This is a genomic window from Pseudomonas huaxiensis, assembly GCF_003231275.1.
GTDB classification, from domain to species: domain Bacteria; phylum Pseudomonadota; class Gammaproteobacteria; order Pseudomonadales; family Pseudomonadaceae; genus Aquipseudomonas; species Aquipseudomonas huaxiensis.
Map to the genome: position 1 here is coordinate 23,578 of NZ_QKVL01000021.1, position 20,575 is coordinate 44,152.

Annotated in this window: 18 protein-coding genes and 1 pseudogene; 6 read left to right on the plus strand and 13 right to left on the minus strand. The window is 63.9% G+C overall.

What is annotated here, in order from left to right; translation table 11 throughout:
- Window positions 1-156 precede the first annotated feature (156 nt).
- On the plus strand, window positions 157-1,440 hold the full coding sequence (locus tag DM374_RS20295) for a GGDEF domain-containing protein (RefSeq protein ID WP_110971509.1): 1,284 nt from the start codon (window positions 157-159) through the stop codon (window positions 1,438-1,440).
- Between the two features lie 130 nt (window positions 1,441-1,570).
- Complete coding sequence (locus DM374_RS20300) at window positions 1,571-3,349, plus strand: acyl-CoA dehydrogenase C-terminal domain-containing protein (RefSeq protein ID WP_110971510.1); 1,779 nt, start codon at window positions 1,571-1,573, stop codon at window positions 3,347-3,349.
- Between the two features lie 228 nt (window positions 3,350-3,577).
- On the opposite strand, the gene DM374_RS20305 is transcribed toward DM374_RS20300, so the two are convergent.
- Window positions 3,578-4,498 carry a LysR family transcriptional regulator gene (locus DM374_RS20305; protein WP_110971511.1) on the minus strand — a complete coding sequence of 307 codons (921 nt, stop codon included), beginning with the start codon at window positions 4,496-4,498 and terminating at the stop codon, window positions 3,578-3,580.
- A 103-nt stretch (window positions 4,499-4,601) separates the two neighbouring features.
- On the opposite strand from DM374_RS20305, the gene DM374_RS20310 reads away from it, so the two are divergent.
- From DM374_RS20310 to DM374_RS20320, 3 genes are all read left to right on the plus strand, one after another.
- Window positions 4,602-5,300 (plus strand): MOSC domain-containing protein, encoded by a 699-nt coding sequence (locus DM374_RS20310; protein WP_095156182.1) that lies wholly within the window; start codon window positions 4,602-4,604, stop codon window positions 5,298-5,300.
- Window positions 5,297-6,577, plus strand: coding sequence for an aspartate aminotransferase family protein (locus DM374_RS20315; protein WP_110971512.1), 1,281 nt, complete (start codon window positions 5,297-5,299; stop codon window positions 6,575-6,577). Before DM374_RS20310 ends, DM374_RS20315 begins: the two co-directional genes overlap by 4 nt.
- Before the next feature lie 172 nt (window positions 6,578-6,749).
- Window positions 6,750-6,908 carry a YqaE/Pmp3 family membrane protein gene (locus DM374_RS20320; RefSeq protein ID WP_003177654.1) on the plus strand — a complete coding sequence of 53 codons (159 nt, stop codon included), beginning with the start codon at window positions 6,750-6,752 and terminating at the stop codon, window positions 6,906-6,908.
- Window positions 6,909-7,025: 117 nt separating this feature from the next.
- Here DM374_RS20320 and DM374_RS20325 read toward each other — a convergent pair whose 3' ends face one another.
- The 12 genes and pseudogenes from DM374_RS20325 to DM374_RS34400 all read right to left on the minus strand — a co-directional run.
- Window positions 7,026-8,846, minus strand: a complete 1,821-nt coding sequence (locus tag DM374_RS20325; RefSeq protein ID WP_110971513.1) for a S9 family peptidase — start codon at window positions 8,844-8,846, stop codon at window positions 7,026-7,028.
- The gene (gene pqqE, locus DM374_RS20330) at window positions 8,812-9,972 is read right to left on the minus strand and encodes a pyrroloquinoline quinone biosynthesis protein PqqE (RefSeq protein WP_110971514.1); all 1,161 of its coding nucleotides are present in this window, start codon (window positions 9,970-9,972) and stop codon (window positions 8,812-8,814) included. Before pqqE ends, DM374_RS20325 begins: the two co-directional genes overlap by 35 nt.
- Complete coding sequence (gene pqqD / locus DM374_RS20335; protein WP_110971515.1) at window positions 9,944-10,219, minus strand: pyrroloquinoline quinone biosynthesis peptide chaperone PqqD; 276 nt, start codon at window positions 10,217-10,219, stop codon at window positions 9,944-9,946. Before pqqD ends, pqqE begins: the two co-directional genes overlap by 29 nt.
- Entirely contained in the window at window positions 10,216-10,971 is a 756-nt protein-coding gene (gene pqqC, locus DM374_RS20340; RefSeq protein WP_110971516.1) for a pyrroloquinoline-quinone synthase PqqC, read from the minus strand. Before pqqC ends, pqqD begins: the two co-directional genes overlap by 4 nt.
- A 14-nt stretch (window positions 10,972-10,985) precedes the next feature.
- Entirely contained in the window at window positions 10,986-11,897 is a 912-nt protein-coding gene (gene pqqB, locus DM374_RS20345) for a pyrroloquinoline quinone biosynthesis protein PqqB (protein WP_095156176.1), read from the minus strand.
- Between the two features lie 139 nt (window positions 11,898-12,036).
- Window positions 12,037-12,108 (minus strand): pyrroloquinoline quinone precursor peptide PqqA, encoded by a 72-nt coding sequence (pqqA, locus tag DM374_RS20350; protein WP_003243383.1) that lies wholly within the window; start codon window positions 12,106-12,108, stop codon window positions 12,037-12,039.
- Window positions 12,109-12,269: 161 nt separating this feature from the next.
- Complete coding sequence (pqqF, locus tag DM374_RS20355) at window positions 12,270-14,480, minus strand: pyrroloquinoline quinone biosynthesis protein PqqF (RefSeq protein ID WP_110971517.1); 2,211 nt, start codon at window positions 14,478-14,480, stop codon at window positions 12,270-12,272.
- Between the two features lie 41 nt (window positions 14,481-14,521).
- Window positions 14,522-15,322 (minus strand): carbon-nitrogen hydrolase family protein, encoded by an 801-nt coding sequence (locus DM374_RS20360; RefSeq protein ID WP_110971518.1) that lies wholly within the window; start codon window positions 15,320-15,322, stop codon window positions 14,522-14,524.
- Window positions 15,323-15,335: 13 nt separating this feature from the next.
- Window positions 15,336-17,018: a flavin monoamine oxidase family protein gene (locus tag DM374_RS20365; protein WP_110971519.1), complete on the minus strand. Its 1,683-nt coding sequence runs from the start codon at window positions 17,016-17,018 to the stop codon at window positions 15,336-15,338.
- Window positions 17,019-17,225: 207 nt separating this feature from the next.
- The gene (locus DM374_RS20370; RefSeq protein WP_095156172.1) at window positions 17,226-17,684 is read right to left on the minus strand and encodes an Lrp/AsnC family transcriptional regulator; all 459 of its coding nucleotides are present in this window, start codon (window positions 17,682-17,684) and stop codon (window positions 17,226-17,228) included.
- Window positions 17,685-17,763: 79 nt separating this feature from the next.
- Window positions 17,764-18,627, minus strand: coding sequence for a methyl-accepting chemotaxis protein (locus DM374_RS34395; RefSeq protein ID WP_404821350.1), 864 nt, complete (start codon window positions 18,625-18,627; stop codon window positions 17,764-17,766).
- A pseudogene (locus tag DM374_RS34400) lies at window positions 18,622-19,389 on the minus strand (MCP four helix bundle domain-containing protein); the annotation flags it as partial. The gene DM374_RS34395 and the pseudogene DM374_RS34400, both read right to left, overlap by 6 nt.
- A gap of 256 nt (window positions 19,390-19,645) precedes the next feature.
- Here DM374_RS34400 and kdgD point away from each other — a divergent pair.
- Window positions 19,646-20,557: a 5-dehydro-4-deoxyglucarate dehydratase gene (kdgD, locus tag DM374_RS20380; protein ID WP_110971521.1), complete on the plus strand. Its 912-nt coding sequence runs from the start codon at window positions 19,646-19,648 to the stop codon at window positions 20,555-20,557.
- The last annotated feature ends 18 nt before the right edge of the window (window positions 20,558-20,575 follow it).

Genomic DNA, 20,575 nt, shown 5'->3' on the forward strand with positions numbered 1-20,575 from the left:
CGGCGATGAGGCCGGTTTGATCCAACAGATGAGGTTCAAGCTTCAGGCCATTGCTGCCGTTAAAGAAATTGACGTCAAAAATTTATCTATTTATGTGCATTGCCGATACAGTAGAGGCACAATGACATTATCGATCTGCTGGATCGGAGAGTTCTCTTGTTCCGTTTTTCCGCTGTAAAAGTCAGTCACTTCCTTCCCGGCGCCTGCTTGCTGCTGTCCGGGCTCGCGGCCGCCTATGTACGGGACTTGTCGGTGTTCTTCACGTCGCTGTTCAACGTGCTGCCGACCCTGGTGCTGCTGCTCGGCGGCGCTTACTGCGCGGTGTATCGGCGTCAGCGCGAGCTGTTTCTGATGATCACCGTGTACATCGCCTACTACCTGCTCGACACCCAGACTGATTTCTATCGTGACAACGGTCGGGTCCGCGAAGATGCGGCGGTGGTGTTCCACCTCGTCTGCCTGCTGCTGCCGATCCTGTTCGCGCTGTTCGGCGCCTGGCAGGAACGCACTCACCTGTTCCAGGACATGGTGGCCCGCTTCGCCGTGCTGCTGGCGGTGGGCAGTGTGGCGCTGGGCCTGGAGCAGAGTTACCCACAGGCATTGCTGGGCTGGTTGGCGGAGATCCGCTGGCCGGCGTTGCACGGCAAGTGGATGAGCCTGATCCAGTTGTCCTACCCGGTGTTTTTCCTCGCCTTCGTCGTGCTGGTGGTGCAGTACCTGCGTGAGCCGCGGCCCCTGCACGCGGCGCAGATCATTGGCCTGATCGGCATTTTCTGGATGTTGCCGCAGACGTTCATCCTGCCGTTCACCCTGAACATCATGTGCAGCCAGGTGATGCTGATGATCGCCGCCGCGGTATCCCACGAGGCCTACCAGATGGCCTTCCGCGACGAACTTACCGGCTTGCCCGGTCGTCGGGCGCTGAACGAACGCATGCAGCGCCTGGGCCGCAACTATGTGCTGGCGATGACCGACGTCGACCACTTCAAGAAATTCAACGACACCCATGGCCACGATGTCGGGGATCAGGTGCTGCGCCTGGTGGCGAGCAAGCTGTCCAAGGTGACCGGCGGCGGCCGTGCCTATCGCTACGGCGGTGAGGAATTCGCCCTGGTATTTGCCGGCAAGACCATCGAGGAATGCATGCCGCACCTGGAAGCGGTGCGCGAGATGATCGCCAACTACGCCATCCAGTTACGCAACCAGGACAACCGCCCGCAGGACGACCAGCAAGGCCGTCAGCGCCGTGGCACGGCGGGCGCCACCAGCGTTTCGGTGACCGTCAGTATCGGCGCCTGCGAGCGTCAGCCCGAGCACCGCGGCCCGGACGAAGTGCTCAAGTCCGCAGACCAGGCGCTCTATAGCGCCAAAGGCGCGGGGCGTAACTGTGTGATGGCCCATGGACAAAAAGACCGGCGTGGAGCGATGCGCGTGGCGTGACCAGAACTGACTATATGGTCTCTTGATGACCCTATGTGTCGCAAAAGTTGTTGGGTTAGACTTTGGACCTTGGTTCTTAGTACCGGTCCTACAATGGGATCGCCCACGACTCACGGTTTGAGAGGTTGCCATGGCTGACTATAAAGCGCCGCTGCGCGATATGCGCTTCGTCCTCAATGAGGTCTTCGAAGTCTCGAAGTTGTGGGCCGATCTGCCCGCGCTGGCTGAGACGGTAGACGAAGACACCGCCATGGCGGTGTTGGAAGAAGCCGGCAAGGTCACCGGCAAGAGCATCGCGCCGCTGAGCCGCGCCGCCGACGAAGAAGGCTGTCACTGGGACAACGGCGCGGTACGCACCCCGGCCGGCTTCATCGAGGCTTACCGGACCTACGCCGAAGGCGGTTGGGTCGGTGTTGGCGGTGACCCGGTGTACGGCGGTATGGGCATGCCCAAGGTGGTCTCGGCCCAGGTCGAGGAAATGGTCAACTCCTCCAGCCTGTCCTTCGGTCTGTACCCGATGCTGACTGCCGGCGCCTGCCTGTCGATCAACGCCCACGCCAGCGACGAGCTGAAGGAAAAGTACCTGCCGAACATGTACGCCGGCGCCTGGGCCGGGTCCATGTGCCTGACCGAGCCGCATGCCGGCACCGACCTCGGCATCATCCGCACCCGCGCCGAGCCGCAGGCCGACGGCAGCTACAAGGTCAGCGGGACCAAGATCTTCATCACCGGCGGCGAACACGACCTCACCGAGAACATCATCCACCTGGTGCTGGCCAAGCTGCCGGACGCTCCGGCAGGTCCGAAGGGCATCTCGCTGTTCCTGGTGCCGAAATTCCTGGTCAATGCCGATGGCAGCCTGGGTGCGCGCAACCCGGCCACCTGCGGTTCGATCGAGCACAAGATGGGCATCCAGGCTTCGGCCACCTGCGTGATGAACTTCGATGATGCGGTCGGCTATCTGGTCGGCGAGCCGAACAAAGGCCTGGCGGCCATGTTCACCATGATGAACTACGAGCGCCTGGGCGTTGGTATCCAGGGCCTGGCTTCCGCCGAGCGCTCGTACCAGAACGCTGTCGAGTACGCCCGTGACCGCCTGCAGAGCCGTGCGCCAACTGGCCCGCAGGCCAAGGACAAGGTCGCCGACCCGATCATCGTCCACCCTGACGTACGCCGCATGCTGCTGACCATGAAGGCCCTGAACGAAGGCGGCCGGGCGTTCTCCACCTACGTTGCCATGCAACTGGACACCGCCAAGTTCAGCGTCGATGCCACCGCCCGCAAGCGCGCCGAGGACCTGGTCGCGCTGCTGACGCCGGTGGCCAAGGCCTTCCTCACCGACCTCGGCCTGGAAACTGCCGTACACGGCCAGCAAGTGTTCGGCGGCCACGGCTACATCCGCGAATGGGGCCAGGAGCAACTGGTGCGTGATGTGCGCATCACCCAGATCTACGAAGGCACCAACGGCATCCAGGCGCTGGACTTGGTGGGCCGCAAGATCGTCGGCAGCGGCGGCGCGTTCTACAAGCTGTTCGCCGACGAGATTCGCCATTTCACCGCCACGGCGGGCAGCGAGCTGGCCGAGTTCACCGCGCCGCTCAACGCCGCCCTGAATGACCTCGACGAACTGACCGCCTGGGTTCTGGACCGCGCGAAGGGCAACCCCAACGAGATCGGTGCCGCGTCGGTGGAATACCTGCACGCCTTCGGCTACACCGCCTACGCCTACATGTGGGCCTTGATGGCGCGCACCGCGCTGGCCAAGCAGGGCGAAGACACCTTCTACGCCAGCAAGCTGGGCACCGCGCGCTTCTACTTCGCCCGTCTGCTGCCGCGTCTGCAGTCGCTGTGCGCCTCGGTGAAGGCGGGAAGCGAGTCGCTGTACCTGCTCGACGCAGAGCAGTTCTGACGTGAATGCGCCATGTAAGCATTTACTTACATGGCGTGGTGGTCTTTGGCGTCTTCCGGAATATTGGATCCACAGTTAATCTTTCTCACATGGACGTCGCGCAGGACGCGCAATGAACAACCAGGGATGAACGAAGGATTCTCACCAGGATGGTGGGGCGAAAGGGAAGTCAAAAGGGAAACAGTCTGCAAAACCCCGCTTCGGCGGGGTTTTCTTTTTCCTGTGTTTTTATCCCAGTACATCCAGCGGCGACACGCCCATCGGCCGCGGGGCGATCTCTTCTTCCAGCAGCGTGTGCAGCAACTCCACCGACGCCTGCTGACGCTGAGCATCGCGGAACACCAGCCCGACCTTCAGCGGCACCCGTGGCTCGCTCAACGGCTTCCAGAGCAACTCCGGATCTTCCGACCCCTCCTGCGCCCGCCCCGGCAACACTGTCGCCAGCGAAGTGTGCGCCAGGCTGTCGAGTATCCCACCCATATTGTTCATTTCCGCTTGCACCTGCGGGCGCCGGCCCAGGTTGGCCAGTTGGCCTTGCCAGATCTGCCGCACCTGGAATTCCTCGCCGAGGAGGATCATCGGCAGTTCGGCGGCCTGTTTCAGCGAGACCTTCTTGAACTCGCGCAGCGGGTGCGTGTGCGGAATCACGACTTGTAACTCGTCCTCGTACAGCAGCAGCCCGTGCAGCCCCGCCTGACGCGGCGGCAGGTAGCTGATGCCGATGTCCAGCGTGCCGTTGAGCAGACGCCGTTCGATCTCCATCCCCGACAGTTCGTAGATCTGCACCACCAGGTGCGGCTGGGCCTTGCGCACCCGGTCGAGCAACTGCGGCACCAGGCTCGGCCGTACCGTTTGCAGCACACCGATGGCCAAGGTACGCAGGGCCTGGCCCTTGAAGTTGCGCAGCGCTTCGCGGGCCCGCTGCAGGCCGTCGAGCAGGGGCACGGCGTGGTTGTAGAGAGTGTGCGCGGCCAGGGTTGGCAGCAGGCGCTTGTTGCCGCGCTCGAACAGGCTGACATCAAGGCTGTGCTCGAGCTGGCGGATCTGTTGCGACAGCGCGGGCTGCGACAGCGACAGGCGCTCGGCGGCGCGGCCGACATGGCCTTCTTCATATACCGCGACGAAATAACGCAGTTGGCGAAAATCCATAACTTCTACTTATCGAAAAAGCTCGAAAAACGAAATGGCCGCGATGGCCAGAGACGCCTAGTCTATGCCCGTATTCACAAGGTTTACAGGGCCAGAAGGCGCGATGAACACCGTATATGTGGATGGCGTTTACATAGGCAAGGCAAAGAATCTCGGTCACGGTTTGATGACCGATATCGATAAGGAAGAGGTTGCGCGGCGGCTTTGGTTATGGCCGCAGGGGCTTGGAAGCGATGAACACGGCGACCCACGTTTCCACACCGGCCCGGAACGGGCCCTGCACCACTATCCGGCCGAGCACTACGCCTGGTGGCGGAAACGTTATCCACAGATCGACTGGCGGGCACCGGCGTTTGGCGAAAACCTCTCGACCCACGGCGTCACCGAAGAACAGGTGTGCCTGGGCGACCTGTTCCGCTGGGGCGGGGCGTTGCTGCAAATCAGCCAGCCGCGCTCGCCCTGTTACCGCCTGAGCCACCGCTGGGGACTGTCGGAGCTGCCGCAACAGGCGCAGGACAGTGGCCGCTGCGGCTGGTTCTACCGGGTGCTCAAGCCCGGCTTCGTCAGTGCCGACGAGCCTTTTGAACTGATACAGCGCAGTTATCCCGGACTCACCGTGGCCTGGGCGCTGCACACTTTTTACCGTGAACCTCTGGAGCATGCGGGTTTGAAGAAGCTGGTGGATTGTCCGGCCCTGTCGTCACGCTGGCGCGATATCGCGATCAAGCGTCTGCGCAGCGGCAGGGTCGAAGACTGGAGCGCACGCTTGCTCGGCCTGCCACTGGAAGGACTGCGCGCATGAACCTGTTCAACCTGCGGCGCCAGGCGGCACGTGCCGCTGAAACCGCGCCGGTACCGGCACCGGCCGATCCGGTCGATCCGCTCTCCCGCGAGCACCTGATGCCGGCCATCGAACGTGCCGCGCAGGTCTTCGTCCGTGGCCAGGGCTCCTGGCTGTGGGACAGCGAAGGCCGAGCCTACCTCGACTTCACTCAGGGCAACGCGGTCAACAGCCTCGGCCACAGCCCCAAGGCGCTGGTCCAGGCCCTGAGCGGCCAGGCTCAGGCGCTGATCAATTCTGGCGCGGGCTTTCACAACCGTGGCCAGCTCAAGCTGGTAAACCTGCTGTGCCAGAGTACCGGCAGCGACCAGGCTTACCTGCTCAACAGCGGTGCCGAGGCCTGTGAAGGGGCGATCAAGCTGGCGCGCAAATGGGGCCAGCTTCACCGCAACGGCGCCTATCACATCATCACTGCCAGCCAGGCCACCCATGGCCGCAGCCTCGGGGCGCTGGCCGCTTCCGACCCGCTGCCGTGCAACCGCTGCGAGCCGGGCCTGCCGGGCTTTAGCAAGGTGCCGTTCAACGATCTGCCGGCACTGCATGCGGCAGTGGATTCGCGCACCGTGGCGATCATGCTGGAGCCGATTCAGGGCGAGGCCGGCGTGATCCCGGCGACCCAGCACTACCTCAAAGGTGTGGAGCGGCTGTGCCGCGAGCTGGGCATCCTGCTGATTCTTGATGAAGTGCAGACCGGTGTGGGCCGCTGCGGTGCGCTGCTCGCCGAAGAAACCTACGGCGTGCGCGCCGACATTCTCACCCTAGGCAAGGGCCTCGGTGGCGGCGTACCGATCGCCGCACTACTGGCCCGCGGTACCGCGTGCTGTGCCGAAGCCGGTGAACTGGAAGGCAGCCACCACGGCAACGCGCTGATGAGCGCGGCGGGCCTGGCAGTGCTGGAAACGGTGCTGGACGGCGGTTTCCTGAGCCAGGTGCAAGACGCCGGGCGCCACCTGCGCGACGGCTTGAGCCGGCTGGCCGGACGTTACGGTCAAGGTGAAGTTCGCGGCCAGGGCCTGTTGTGGGGGCTGGAACTGAACGAGCCGCTGGCGGCCGAGGTGGTCAAGGCGGCGTTGCAGGAAGGCCTGCTGCTCAATGCGCCGCAGCCGAATGTGTTGCGCTTCTCACCGGCGCTGACCGTCAGTCACGGCAATATCGACGAAATGCTGCTGCGTCTGGCCCGGGCCTTCTCCCGCGTCCATACCGCACAACTGAGCCGGCGCCGCGAAGCCAACGCCTGACCCGGCCTCAGTCACGAATCAAACGAACCGTCTCGCGTTCCTGCGCGTCGCCCCGGACCTGTTGTTTTTGGTCTGGGGCGTTTTTTTTCCGGCAATGGCGACTGGCTATGCTGTGGGGAACCGCGGCGCAGAGGCCGGGGTCAGAACAGGACATCATTCGAGGAGATGTTTCATGGACTTCATCCGCATCATCATCGCCATCCTCCTGCCGCCGCTGGGGGTGTTTCTGCAGGTGGGGTTCGGCGGGGCGTTCTGGCTGAACATCTTGCTGACGCTGCTGGGGTACATTCCAGGGATCGTGCATGCGGTGTACATCATCGCCAAGCGGTGAATCTTCCGGCCCTAATCGCTGCGGTTCGGCGCCCCGACAAGCCAGCTCCCAAAGGTCCGGTATATGCAGCTTGTGGGAGCTGGCTTGTCGGGGCGCCGAACCGCAGCGATTAGGCCATCAAGACCAACCCAAAACCTTGCAGTAAAACCGCCACTCCTCCTCCAGCGCATGCGCCAGGTTTGCCGCCGTCCTGAACCCATGCCGCTCGGTCGGATAGAAATGCCCCACCGCCTCAATACCATTGGCCTTCAGCGCCGCCAGCATCGAACGGGTCTGTTCCGGCACTACCACCGCGTCCAGTTCGCCCTGGAAGAAAATCACCGGCACCTTGATGTTCCCCGCGTGCAGTAGCGGCGTGCGGGCGTGGTAGCGCTCGGCATCCCGTTGCGGGTCGCCGATCAGCCAGTCCAGATAATCCCCTTCGAACTTGTGCGTGGCCCGGGCCAGCGCCACGGGATCGCTGACCCCATACAGGCTGGCGCCGGCGCGGAATACGTCGTGGAAGGCGAGGGCGCACAAGGTGGTGTAGCCGCCCGCGCTGCCACCACGGATAAATGCCTGGGCCGGATCGATCAAGCCTTCAGCCGCCAGATGCGCGACCGCTGCGCAGGCGTCTTGCACATCCACCTCGCCCCAACGCAAGTGCAGCGCCTGCCGGTAGGCTCGGCCATAGCCGCTGCTGCCGCGGTAATTGAGATCGGCCACGGCGAAGCCGCGCTGTGCCCAGTACTGGATGCGGGGGTCGAGCACCGGATAACAGGCCGAGGTCGGCCCGCCATGGATGAACACGATCAGCGGCGTCGGGCCGCTGCCGTTCATCGCCGGGTAGAAGAAGCCGTGAGCCTCGCCGTCGCCGCTCGGGTAGCTGAAACCACGCGGGCGGCTGATGCCTTCGGCGGGTAACGGCAGTACGCCGCCGGCCAGCACCTGGACGTCATGGCTACGGCGGTCGATGGCGATCACCGCTGGCGGGCTGACCGGTGAGGCGGCGATGGTGTAGATCGATGTGGCGTCCAGATCGAGGCTGCGGAAGCGGCTGTAGTCGCCGCTGAAGTCTTCCAGTTCACCGTTCGCTGTGCGCAGGCCGAGGCGGGCGAAACCGCTTTCGAACCAGCTCGCCAGGTAGCCATCGGCCACCGGCAGCCAGGTGCTGGCGCCCAGTTGCCACGGCGCGCCGGCATGGTCGGCGTTGGCGGCGGGCAGGGGCTGCCACTGACCGTCGATTTCGCCCCAGGGCTGCCAATAGCCGTTGCGGTCGGACAGGCAGCAAAGCCGGCCATCGCGGTCGAAACGCGGCTGTTGCAGTGATTGCGGGGTGTCGTCGCCGGCGATGCAGCGCGGTGCCTGCTGCCCGTCACGGACATAGAGCCGGGTCGCGGTCCAGGGCTGGTCGGGCCGGCTCCATTCGATCCAGGCCAGGCGTTGGCCGTCATCGCTCAAGGTCGGCGCGGCGTAGAAGTCCGCGCCTTCGGCCAGCACGTCCCGTTCACCGTCGGCGGCAATGGCCACCAGCCGATGTTCCACCTGTTCGGGGGCGTGGGTTTCTTCCACCGCCAGCAGCCGTCCGGCGGCCCAGAGCAGGTCGCCATAGCGGCGCTGGCCTTGGGTCAGGGGCTGCGGTGGGCCTCCGTCGAGGGTTTGGCGGTAGAGCTGTTGGTCACTTTCGTTGACGAACACCAGCCCGTCGTCGCTCAGGCAGAACGAGCCGCCGCCGTATTCGTAAACCCGGCTGCGCACGCTGAAGCCGACCGGAGTCAGGCAGCGGGCCAGGCCGTCGCGCCAGTGCCAGATCCGGCAGGCGCCGTCGAGTGGACGGAATTCGTTCCAGAACAGGCCATGGGCACCGACCTTCAGTTCAGCGAAGTCGGTGCCGGCGGCGACGGCCTGGTCGGCGCTGAAGCGCTCAGCCGCGAGCGATGAGTCGGGAGTTTCGATCATTGCGGAAGGTCATCTGGTCGATGGTCAGGCTGGCGGTCTCGGCCTCCTCCCGCGCCGCGAGAATCATGCCGTGGTCCGCCGATTTGGCACACACCGGATCAGCCTTGCTGGCGTCGCCGGTGAGCATGAACGCCTGGCAGCGGCAGCCGCCGAAATCACGTTCTTTCTCATCGCACGAGCGGCACGGCTCAGGCATCCAGTCATAACCACGATAGCGGTTGAAACCGAAGGAGTCGTACCAGATGTGCTGCATGCTGTGCTCGCGCACATTGGGAAACTGTACCGGCAGTTGCCGCGCGCCATGGCAGGGCAGGGCCGTGCCGTCCGGGGTGACGGTGAGGAACACGCTGCCCCAGCCGTTCATGCAGGCTTTGGGGCGTTCTTCGTAGTAGTCCGGGGTGACGAAGATCAGCTTGCACGGATTGCCTTCGGCCTTGAGCCGATCGCGGTATTCGTTGGTGATGCGCTCGGCCCGCTCCAGTTGCGCGCGGGTCGGCAGCAGGCCGACGCGGTTCAGGTGCGCCCAGCCGTAGAACTGGCAGGTGGCGAGCTCGACGAAGTCGGCTTCGAGGGCGATGCACAGCTCGATGATGCGGTCGATGCGGTCGATGTTGTGCCGATGGGTGACGAAGTTCAGCACCATCGGATAGCCCTGGGCCTTCACCGCCCGGGCCATTTCCAGCTTCTGCGCGAAGGCTTTCTTCGAGCCGGCAAGCAGGTTGTTCACCTGTTCGTCGCTGGCCTGAAAGCTGATCTGGATGTGATCGAGCCCGGCCTTCTTGAAGGTGGCGATCTTCTCTTCGGTCAGGCCGATGCCCGAGGTGATCAGGTTGGTGTAGTAGCCCAGTCGCCGGCCTTCGCCGATCAGCTCGGCGAGGTCCTGGCGCACCAGCGGCTCACCGCCGGAAAAGCCCAGTTGCGCCGCGCCCATTTCCCGCGCCTCGGCCATCACCTTGAACCACTGCTCGGTGGTCAGTTCCTGGCCTTGGGCAGCGAAGTCCAGCGGGTTGGAGCAGTACGGGCATTGCAGCGGGCAGCGGTAGGTCAGCTCGGCCAGCAGCCACAACGGCAGGCCGACCTCGGGCTTGCCGGGTTGCTCACTCAAGGGTGATCCAGTGTTCGGCACGGGCCACCTCCATGAATTGCTCGATGTCTTCGGGAAGCTCGGGCACACCGGGGAATTTCTCGTCGAGCAGGGCGATGATCGCGTTGACGTCACGCTCGCCGTCGATCAGCTCGCCGATCAGCGCGGCGCTTTCGTTGAGCTTGATCATGCCCTCGGGATACAGCAGCACGTGGGCTTTCTGTGCCGGCTCGTACTGGAAGCGGTAGCCGGGACGCCAGCGCGGGGTCAGGTGTCGGTCGAAGCTCATAGGGCGATCCCCCGGTGCCAGACCCGCGCGTCGGTGACGCTGTGATAGGGCGGGCGGTTGAGTTCGTAGGCCATGCTCATGGCGTCGAGCATGCTCCAGAGAATATCCAGCTTGAACTGGAGGATCTCCAGCATGCGCTGTTGGCCTTCCACTGTCGTGTAGTACTGCAGGGTGATCGCCAGACCGTGCTCGACGTCACGCCGTGCCTGGCTCAGGCGGTTACGGAAGTAGGTGTAGCCGGTCGGGTCGATCCACGGGTAATGCTGCGGCCAGGTGTCCAGGCGTGACTGGTGGATCTGCGGCGCGAACAGTTCGGTCAGCGAGCTGCTGGCCGCTTCCTGCCAGCAGGCGCGGCGGGCGAAATTGACGTAGGCGTCCACGGCGAAACGCACGCCGGGCAGCACCAGTTCTTGCGACAGCACTTGCTCGCGGTCCAGCCCCACCGACTCGGCCAGGCGCAGCCAGGCTTCGATGCCGCCGTCTTCGCCGGGCGCGCCATCGTGGTCGAGGATGCGTTGCAGCCACTCGCGGCGCACGTCGCGGTCCGGGCAGTTGGCGAGGATCGCCGCGTCCTTCAGGGGGATGTTCACCTGATAGTAGAAGCGGTTGGCGACCCAGCCCTGGATCTGCCCGCGGGTCGCGCGGCCTTCGTACATCGCCACGTGATAAGGGTGATGGATGTGGTAGTAGGCGCCCTTGGCGCGCAGGGCCTGCTCGAATTCGGCGGGGGACAACGGTTTCGCGTCGCTCATTACCTGTCGGCTCCTCAGAGTTCGATGCTCATGCCGTCGAAGGCGACTTCCACGCCACGGCGGTCCAGCTCGGCGCGCTCGGCCGAGTCCTCATCGAGAATCGGGTTGGTGTTGTTGATGTGGATAAGCACCTTGCGCTGCGCGGGGAAGCCTTCCAGCACCTGAAGCATGCCGCCGGCGCCGTTCTGCGGCAGGTGGCCCATCTCGCTGCCAGTGCGGGTGCCGACACCGCGGCGCTGCATTTCGTCGTCGTTCCACAGGGTGCCGTCCACCAGCAGGCAGTCAGCGTCCTGCATGCGTTGCAGCAGGCTGTCGTCGACCTTGCCGAGGCCCGGCGCGTAGAACAGTTTGCCGCCGGTGCTCAGGTCTTCGACCATCAGCCCGAGGTTGTCGCCGGGGTGCGGGTCGAAGCGGTGCGGCGAGTAGGGCGGTGCGGCGCTGCGCAGCGGGAAGGGGCTGAAACGCAGGTTGGGGCAGGCGTCGATGGTGAAGCTGCCGTCCAGTTCGATGCGGTTCCAGGCCAGGCCGCCGTTCCAGTGTTCGAGCATGTTGAACAGCGGGAAGCCGGTGGTGAGGTCCTGATGGACCATCTCGGTGCACCAGACCTGATGCGGGCAGCCTTCGCGCAGGCTGAGCAGGCCGGTGGTGTGATCGATCTGGCTGTCGAGCAGGATGATCGCGTCGATGCCACTGTCGCGCACGGCGCGGGCCGGCTGCATCGGGGCGAACGACTGGAGTTGGGCACGGATATCCGGCGAGGCGTTGCAGAGGATCCAGTGCACGCCGTCGTCGGACAGGGCGATGGACGATTGCGTCCGTGCCTTGGCCCGCAGCGTGCCGTCGCGGTAGCCCTTGCAGTTGGGGCAATTGCAGTTCCACTGCGGGAAACCACCGCCGGCGGCGGAACCTAGAATCTGGACGTACATGGCCTACTCCTGCCCCGTCTGAAAATGAAAACGCCTCGGGCGATTGGGGGTGGAGGCTCATCGCGAGCAAGCTCGCTCCTACATCATCGTGATGTGCTCCAACCTCATTGGCGACCGAGGCGTCGTTCCGCGAATCGACTCAGCGATTGGCGAAATACATGGTCACTTCAAAGCCAATACGCAGGTCAGTGTAAGCAGGTTTGGTCCACATGGGATTACTCCTTCGGGATAGGTCTGATAGGGCACCGCTACTCATTTAGTCCACCCTCTCGGGCAGGCGTTCAACGTGTCGGGGTTGCGCAATCTTACCGAAACAAATTAACTGAACGGTTAAATATTTTTACAGAAAAGCTTTTGCAAAAACCGTAACAGTCAACGCCAGCCGCTCTCCGGCGCCGGTCCGTTGGCCAGCAGCAACCAGCCGTTTTCGCTGCGCAAGCGCTCCCAGGCGCTGTCGATATCTGCCTGTTGGCGCGTGAGGGTGGTCGCGGCCAGATGCTCCAGGGAGAGGCCGTCGTTACCGGCCAGATGGGTTTGCCACGCCCGTTCGGCGACGTCGGCATTGGCCATGGCCGGTTCAGCAAGCTGCGCGGCGAGGGCTTCGCGAGCGCTGCCAAGCTGAGGCGCGGGCCGGGCCAGGAACGTGCGGATATGGGCGAGGATTTCCTCATGACTGGCGTTCGGCGATTGCACGCCGAACATCAGTCCGTTGTGTCCCTGGATCTGCCGGAAGGCGCTGAACACCGCGTAACCCAGTTGCAGTTCGCTGCGCAAGCGCTGGTAGAACTGGCCCTGGATCAGTTGCGCGAGCAGCCGCCCGCTGGCTTCGTCAGGGGTCGGGCAGAACATTAGCAAGGCAGCTTCGCCGCTGGCCTCGGCGTGGTGATGCCATTGGCGGGCCGGCGGTGTAGGCGGCTGCAGTGTTATCGGGTTGCCGGGGAGGTTGGTCAGCAACAGGTTGAGAGCATTCTGCGCGACCTCGTCAAACCCGATGGACAGCGCGGTCCAACCCGGCGCGGCGGGAGCGAGCAAGTGGTGTGGCAACTCCCGAATCAGCGCTCGGATCGGGATCAGCGGCGGCTCCGCGCCCGGCTCGGCGAGGCTGGCTTCGCCCAGTTGCGATAGCGCTTGTTCGATCACCGCCAGCACTGGCGCGGGCGCACCGGTACAGCGCAGTTGCCAGGTGTTGGCCGTGCGGGTCCATTGCAGTTCAACCGCAGCGCGGCTGGCGCGTTCGATGAGCGGTTTGAGCACATCGCGAAGGTGCTCGGCGTGATCTTCGAATTGCAGGCGCAGGTACAGCGCGGCGTACTGGCGAGTCGTGGGCAGGGCGGGGCTGACGGTCAATCCGGCGGGTACGGGCGAGGCTCCAACTTCGGCAACCGTGGCGGCGAGCAGCGGTTCAGGCTCGGGTAATTGCCATGGATGACGGGACACTCCGGCGTCCGCCAGCAACACCCGCAGTGCCGCTTGACCCTGCTGATCCAGCGCCGTGAACGGCCGCTCACGACGCGCCTGTTCCAGCGCGCTGGCGCCGGCTTCGCGGCACGCTTGCAGGCGCTGATACTCCAGCAACAAGGCGCTGTGATCAACCTCGCGAAAGAATGCCAGCCAGTCGTGCAATAACGCTTCGGCCTCGACCGCATCGGCGCTCGGGCTCAATTTCAATCGGGCATGCAACAGCGCCTGACCACCGAACCGGTACAGCGCGGTGAAGCTGAAATCTTCCAGCCAGTTACGCCGCCGCAACTCGGCCGGCAGCCCGCCAGGGCGCGTGTCGGTGATCCAGGTGGTGAGGTAATCGATGGCTTCGTCGGCGCCGTCCGGCAGGTGCTCATGGGCGAACAGCAGGTCCAGTTGGCCGTCGATTGGCGGCACATGCAGGGGGCCGTCGAGCAAGGCCGGTGGCGCGGTTTGCTTGATCCGTGTTCCCGTCGCGAGCAGCGTGCCGAACACGTGCGCGATCTGTTCCAGCTCATCCAGTGGTTGCGGCCCGCTCAGGCTCAGGGTCATTTGTCCGGCCTGATAAAAGCGCTGATGGAAGGCAGCCAGCGCCTGCTGAAACGCCGGCTCATCGATCGGCAGGCTGTCGCGATTGCCCGCATGAAAACCGCTCAGCGGATGCTTCGCCGACACGCTGCGCAACAGTGCGTACTGGCGCTGCGCCTCGGTATTGCCCGACCAGGCAACCCACTCGGCTTGGATCACTTCACGCTCGGCGCGCTGGCGTTCCAGCGTCAGCAGTGGATTCGCGAGCATCTCGCACAACCGCTCCAGCGCATCGGGGAAAGCCGCTGGCGGCACTTCGAAAAAGAACTCGGTGGTGCGCTCGCGGGTGCTCGCATTGAGCTGCCCGCCCTGGCGCTGGACGAAGCGCATCAGCCCGTCCGCCACCGGAAAACGCGTGGTGCCGAGAAAGAACAGGTGCTCAAGAAAATGCGCCAGACCGGGGTATTCGGTGGGCGCGTCATGGCTGCCGGCATGTACCCGCACTGCCGCTGCGCAGCGCTTGAGGTACGGCGCATGGCGCAGATTGACCCGCAGGCCATTACTCAGGATGAGGTGCAGGAGGGTGCTGGACATGACGGCTCCGAAACGCGCGAGCCATCATGCTAGCGGATAAATCAGTTGCTGCGCGGCTCGCGGTGCAGCTCGCTGCGGAGGTCTTGCAGGTAGGGCGTGTGGGCGCGGCCTTCGTGGACCCGACGCAGTTCCAGGTCGGCCGATAGCAGCACGCTGTCGCGTCCGGCCATGGCGAGGATGCCGCCGTCGGGGCCGATGATGCTGCTTTGGCCGCAGTAGTGGATCTCGCCCTCGACGCCGCAGTAGTTGGCGTAGACCAGGTAGCACTGGTTCTCGTGGGCACGGGAGCGCACGGTCACCTGGCAGATGAAATCATAGGGTTCCATGTTCGCCGTCGGCACCAGGATCAGCTCGGCGCCGGCCATGGCCAGGCGGCGGGCGTTCTCCGGGAACTCGATGTCGTAGCAGATCAGCATGCCGACCTTCCAGCCGTTGAGTTCCACCACCGGGAAGTGATTGTCGCCGGGGCTGAACATCGCCCGGTCGAGGCCGCCGAACAGGTGGGTCTTGCGGTAGTTGCCGAGGCTGCTGCCGTGGGCGTCGATCAACTGCACGCTGTTGAAGATCCGCCCATCGTCGCCCAGCTCCGGGTAGCCATAGACGATGGCGATACGGTTGGCCTGGGCAATTTCCACCACGCGCATCGCCGAGGCGCCGTCCTCGGCTTCGGCCAGGCGGGCGACGGCATCGCTGCCGATGTTGTAGCCGGTAAGGAACATCTCCGGGCACACCAGCAACTCGGCCCCGCGCGAGGCGGCAACCTGCGCCTGCTGTTGCAGACGCTCAAGGTTGCCGGCGACGTCCAGCGGCTGCGGCGAGCCCTGGTAGAGGGCGATACGCATGTTGAATCTCCTGTCAGTCGGCCAGGGCGATCGGGCCTATTTCGTTGAATACATCGCCCGGGCCTGGGTTGTCGGCGTGGGTGCGACCGCCGAAGTGATTCATGATGCCCCAAACCGCGTTGAGCGAGGTCTGCACCGCACCCTCGACCCAGGCCGGGGTCCAGGATACATCGTCACCGGCGATGAAAATGCCGCGCTGTTCGGCGGGCATGTCCTGCTGCATGAAGTGCGCGTACATGCGCTGGTTGTAGCGGTAATGACCCGGCAGGGCACCCTTGAAGGCGCCGAGGAAATAGGGGTCGGCTTCCCATGACACGGTGATCGGATCGCCGATGATATGCCCGGCGATATCCACCTTCGGGTAGATCTTCTTCAGCGCGTCCAGTGCCAGCTTGACCCGCTTTTCCACCGGGTGCGGCAGCATCTTCAGCGCGTCGCTCATCCACGAATAGGACAGGCAGATTACCCCCGGCTTGTCGTCGCCGTTGTCGAACAGGTAGGTGCCGCGGGTCAGGCGATCGGTGAGGGTCATGCTCATCAGGTCGCGGCCGGTTTCCGGGTCCTTGTCCTTCCAGAAGGGGCGGTCGACCATCACGAAGGTCTTCGACGACTGCATGTAGCGGGTGCGGTCCAGGGCCATCCACATCTTCTGCGAGAACAGCGATTCTTCGCACTCGATCTGGGTGGTCAGCAGCCAGCTCTGGCAGGTGGTCAGCACGGCCGCGTAGGTGCGCGTGTCGCCCCAGTTATCGGTGACCGCCACGCTGCCGTCGGCATTGCGGGCGATGCGCTTGACCCCCGGCCGCGGCGCGCCCCGGTGCAGCGATGCCAGGCTGGTGCCGGCGGGCCAATGGTCGCAGCGCTCGGGCACGTGCTTCCAGATACCCAGCGGCACCTGCTCGACACCGCCGACAATCAGATGCTGGTGGTCGTCGCAGTTGGTCATCACCACGCGGAAGATTTCCAGCATCGAGTTGGGGAAGTCCGAGTCCCAGCCGCCGGTGCCGAAACCGACCTGACCGAACACTTCGCGGTGCAGGAAGCTCAGCTTGGCGAAGGCTTTCGAGGTGGCGACGAAGTCGTAGAACGTGCGGTCGTCCCACAGCGGAACCAGCGTGTTCCACAGTTCTTTCAGACGCGGCACATCGCGGTCACGGATCGCCTGCTGGATATCGCCGAAGCGCGAGCCGTCCTCCAGGGCGTCGGCCCAGGCGTCGGCGACTTCCTGGAACAGGGCCGGCAGGTCGCTGATCTTTTCCGCGTAGTGGGTCTGGCCTTCGAGGTCGATCACCGTGCTACCCGAGGCGGGCGTCAGCGGGTTGGGGAAGGGCCTGGTTTCGAGGCCGAGCTTGTCGACGTAGTGATAGAAGGCCGTGGACGACACCGGAAAGCGCATGCCGCCCAGCTCGGCGACGATGCCCTCGGTCCCGGCGAAGGCTTGCGAACGCAGGCGCCCGCCCATCTTCGAGGCCTCGTAGACCACCGGCTTGAGGCCCAGCTTCATCAGCTCATAGGCCGCCACCAGCCCGGCGATACCGGCACCGACGATCGCTACTTCCTCACCATGACGTTCGGCGGGAATGCTGCCCAGGCCGGCCGGGTGTTCGATCCAGTCATCGAAGGCGAAAGGGAAGTCGGGACCGAAGATGGTGACGGGCTTCTTGCCGTCGGCGGGGTGGCGGTTGTTCTTGTTCATGATTGACCTTGCCAGGGGCTGCGCGGGGTGCGGAGCCTGAGTATAGGAAATGCCTGGGGTCAATTTTAGGGAGTGGAGTGTTCGTAATTAAGATGCAGAGTGTCGTCGTTTTGTGGTGTTTTTGGTCGATATGACGGGTTGTGTTTGCAGAATGACAGTTGCGCTGGTTTTCGCGAGCGAGCTCGCTCCTACAGATCATGCCGCCAGCTAAACCGGCTGCCCTCGATCCACCTTGCTACTCAGAATGATCGACGTGGTGGTCTTCTCCACCCCTTCCAGGCTGCCAATCTGATCCAGCAACTGATCGAGTTGTTCCGGCGACTCACTGCGCAGCCACGCCACATAGTCGAACTCGCCACTCACCGCGCAAAGCTGCTGCACCTGCCCCATGGCGCTCAACCGCCGAACCACCTCCCGCCCGGAGCGTGGTTGCACAGTAATGCCCACGTAGGCCTGCAACCCGCCATCGATCACCCGCTGACCAAGGCGCACGCCGTAGCCGCTGATCACCTTGGTCTTCTCCAGCCGCGCCAGTCGCGAGGTCACCGTGGTGCGGGCGATGCCCAGTTGGCGGGCGAGGGTGGCGACGCTTTCGCGGGCGTTGATCTGCAAGGCGGCGATAAGCTGGCGGTCGATTTCATCGAGGGCGGTGCGGCTGTCGGACATGGGATTCCCGGGTGCAACGGTGAAGGTCGGCCCAGTGTACAGACGGCGCCGGGCGACTCAACCCGACGCCTTGACGCAATCAGATCCGGAAGCGTGCGACGACTTGGCTCAAGTCTTCAGCCAGGCGTGACAGTTCATTACTCGATGCGCTGATCTGGTTGGCGCCCTGGGTAGACTCCATCGACAAGTCGCGGATATTGACGATGTTGCGGTCCACTTCCCGTGCAACCTGCGCCTGTTCCTCGGCGGCGCTGGCGATCACCAGGTTGCGGTCGGAAATCTGGCTGACCGAATCGGTGATTTCCAGCAGTGAGTCGCCGGCGTCATTGGCCATCTTCAAGGTGGCGTCGGCCCGCTCGCAACTGCTGAGCATGGCGTTCAGCGCCTGTGACGAGCCGCCGCGGATGGCCGTGACGATGCCGTCGATTTCCAGGGTCGATTGCTGGGTGCGGTGGGCGAGGGCGCGCACTTCGTCGGCGACCACGGCGAAACCGCGGCCGGACTCACCAGCCCGGGCTGCTTCGATGGCTGCGTTCAGGGCCAGCAGGTTGGTCTGTTCGGCGATGGCACGGATCACGTCCAGCACCTTGCCAATGTCCTGGGACTGGTCCACCAGACTGCGCACCAGGGTGGCGGTGTCTTGCACGTCGCCGGCAAGGGTCTGAATGGACTGGACGGTCTCCAGGACCCGCGCCTGTCCCGCCTTCGCGCAGTTGCTGGAGTGATTGGATGCGTCGCTGGTGGACGCGGCATTGCGCGCGACTTCTTCAACCGCCGAGGTCATCTCGTTGACCGCCGTGGCGGCCTGTTCGATCTCGGCGTTTTGTTGATGCAGGCCACGGTAGCTGTGTTCGGTGACCGAGTTCAGCTCGGTGGCAGCGGAGGCCAGTTGAGTGGCGGAGTCGCGGATATGACCCATGGCCGAACGCAGGTTGTTCTGCATCTGCTGAAGGGCCCGTTGCAGGCGGGTAACCTCGTCCTCGCCTTCGACCTGGATCTCATCGGTCAGGTTACCGGCCGCCACCTGTTCAGCGGCCTGCACGGCGCGCTCCAGTGGTCGCACGATGCCGCGGGTCAGCCACAAGGCCAGCGCGATGGTGGCGAGGGCTGCCATCACCACGAAGACGATGATGATCTGCAACGACCGCTCGTACTGCGCTTCGGCGGCCTTGCCTTCGGCGTCGATCTGCTTGCCGTAGAGGTCGCCGAGGTCTGCCAGGGCTTTGCCCGAGGCATCCACCACCTGCTTCATGTCGACCAGCAGCAGCTTGTTCAGGCCTGCCAGGTCTTTCTGCCGGGCGAGGTCGAAGGAGCGATCCAGGCCACTGCGGTATTCCGTGAGACTGGTGTTGAAACTCTGGGCCAGGGTCTTTTCTTCCGGGCTGTCGATGAATCCATCAAGCACTGCGAGCTTGCTGTCCAGGTCCTTCAGGCGGGTGTCCATCTGGCCTTGATAGGTGGCGGTGTTGGCGGGGTCCTGGTCCAGTGCCATACGCAGGGAGATGGTGCGGATCCGCAGCATGATTTCACGGACATCACTGATGACCCGCAGGCTGGGTACCCAGTTGGTCTCGACGGCCACTTCGCTCTGCCGGATGTTTTGCATCTGCACCACCGCGAACCACCCAAGCAATGCGACCAGCAGGGAAATAAGGGTGAAGCCCAGGCCCGCGCGGCGGGCGATAGTCAAGTGGCGTAGGTTCATGGCAGAGGTCCGTCGCAAGATCAGAGTGCTATAGTTGTATGATAACCAAGGCACTATGTCGGCATCCAAGCGCTTTCCTTGAGGATGGTCACGCCAGTTATCGGTCGTTTTCAGGTGAACAAGTTGACGAACGGTTGTAGAGATCAGACGACTGGTGGAAATATCTCCCCATAAGGGGGTTTTCAGTGCATATCTTGTACGATAACCTACGTCCAATAACGATCATCCACTCCCGCGCCACAGGATGCCTACAACAATGACTCCTCAAGAACTGCAATCCATTCTTTCCCACGGTCTGCTCTCGTTTCCTGTCACCGACTTCGATGCTCAGGGCGACTTCAACCCGGCGGGCTACATCAAGCGTCTGGAGTGGCTGGCGCCTTACGGTGCCAGCGCCCTGTTTGCCGCAGGCGGTACCGGTGAGTTCTTCTCGCTTGCCGCAAGTGAATACAGCCAGGTGATCAAGACTGCAGTCGACACCTGCGCGGGTTCGGTGCCTATCCTCGCCGGTGTAGGCGGTGCAACTCGCCAGGCCATCGAATATGCACAGGAAGCCGAGCGTCTCGGTGCCAAGGGCCTGCTGTTGCTGCCGCACTACCTGACCGAAGCCAGCCAGGACGGTGTTGCCGCCCACGTCGAAGCCGTGTGCAAATCGGTGAAGATCGGTGTGGTGGTGTACAACCGTAATGTCTGCCGCCTGAACGCCGTGCAACTGGAACGTCTGGCCGAACGCTGCCCGAACCTGATCGGCTACAAGGACGGCCTGGGTGACATCGAGTTGATGGTGTCGATCCGTCGCCGCCTGGGCGATCGTTTCAGCTACCTGGGTGGCTTGCCCACCGCTGAAGTCTATGCCGCGGCCTACAAAGCGCTGGGTGTACCGGTCTACTCGTCGGCGGTATTCAACTTCGTGCCCAAGACTGCGATGGACTTCTACAACGCCATTGCCCGCGACGACCACGCCACTGTCGGCAAGCTGATCGATGATTTCTTCCTGCCGTACCTGGATTTGCGCAATCGCAAGGCCGGCTACGCCGTGAGTATCGTCAAGGCCGGTGCGAAAATCGCGGGCTACGACGCAGGCCCGGTTCGCACGCCACTCACCGACCTGACCGCCGAAGAAGTCGACCTGCTCGCCGCGTTGATGGACAAGATGGGCCCGCAGTAAGCGTCGCCCGCGGCCTGC

Coding starts and splice junctions, on each gene's coding strand:
- pqqF (WP_110971517.1), bottom strand. CDS start 14,480: ATGTCCAGCACCCTCCTGCACCTCATCCTGAGTAATGGCCTGCGGGTC.
- pqqD (WP_110971515.1), bottom strand. CDS start 10,219: ATGAGCTTCGACCGACACCTGACCCCGCGCTGGCGTCCCGGCTACCGC.
- kdgD (WP_110971521.1), top strand. CDS start 19,646: ATGACTCCTCAAGAACTGCAATCCATTCTTTCCCACGGTCTGCTCTCG.
- DM374_RS20320 (WP_003177654.1), top strand. CDS start 6,750: ATGGACTTCATCCGCATCATCATCGCCATCCTCCTGCCGCCGCTGGGG.
- DM374_RS20325 (WP_110971513.1), bottom strand. CDS start 8,846: ATGATCGAAACTCCCGACTCATCGCTCGCGGCTGAGCGCTTCAGCGCC.
- DM374_RS20370 (WP_095156172.1), bottom strand. CDS start 17,684: ATGTCCGACAGCCGCACCGCCCTCGATGAAATCGACCGCCAGCTTATC.
- DM374_RS34395 (WP_404821350.1), bottom strand. CDS start 18,627: ATGCAGAACAACCTGCGTTCGGCCATGGGTCATATCCGCGACTCCGCC.
- DM374_RS20365 (WP_110971519.1), bottom strand. CDS start 17,018: ATGAACAAGAACAACCGCCACCCCGCCGACGGCAAGAAGCCCGTCACC.
- DM374_RS20360 (WP_110971518.1), bottom strand. CDS start 15,322: ATGCGTATCGCCCTCTACCAGGGCTCGCCGCAGCCGCTGGACGTCGCC.
- pqqB (WP_095156176.1), bottom strand. CDS start 11,897: ATGTACGTCCAGATTCTAGGTTCCGCCGCCGGCGGTGGTTTCCCGCAG.
- DM374_RS20315 (WP_110971512.1), top strand. CDS start 5,297: ATGAACCTGTTCAACCTGCGGCGCCAGGCGGCACGTGCCGCTGAAACC.
- DM374_RS20300 (WP_110971510.1), top strand. CDS start 1,571: ATGGCTGACTATAAAGCGCCGCTGCGCGATATGCGCTTCGTCCTCAAT.
- pqqC (WP_110971516.1), bottom strand. CDS start 10,971: ATGAGCGACGCGAAACCGTTGTCCCCCGCCGAATTCGAGCAGGCCCTG.
- DM374_RS20305 (WP_110971511.1), bottom strand. CDS start 4,498: ATGGATTTTCGCCAACTGCGTTATTTCGTCGCGGTATATGAAGAAGGC.
- DM374_RS20310 (WP_095156182.1), top strand. CDS start 4,602: ATGAACACCGTATATGTGGATGGCGTTTACATAGGCAAGGCAAAGAAT.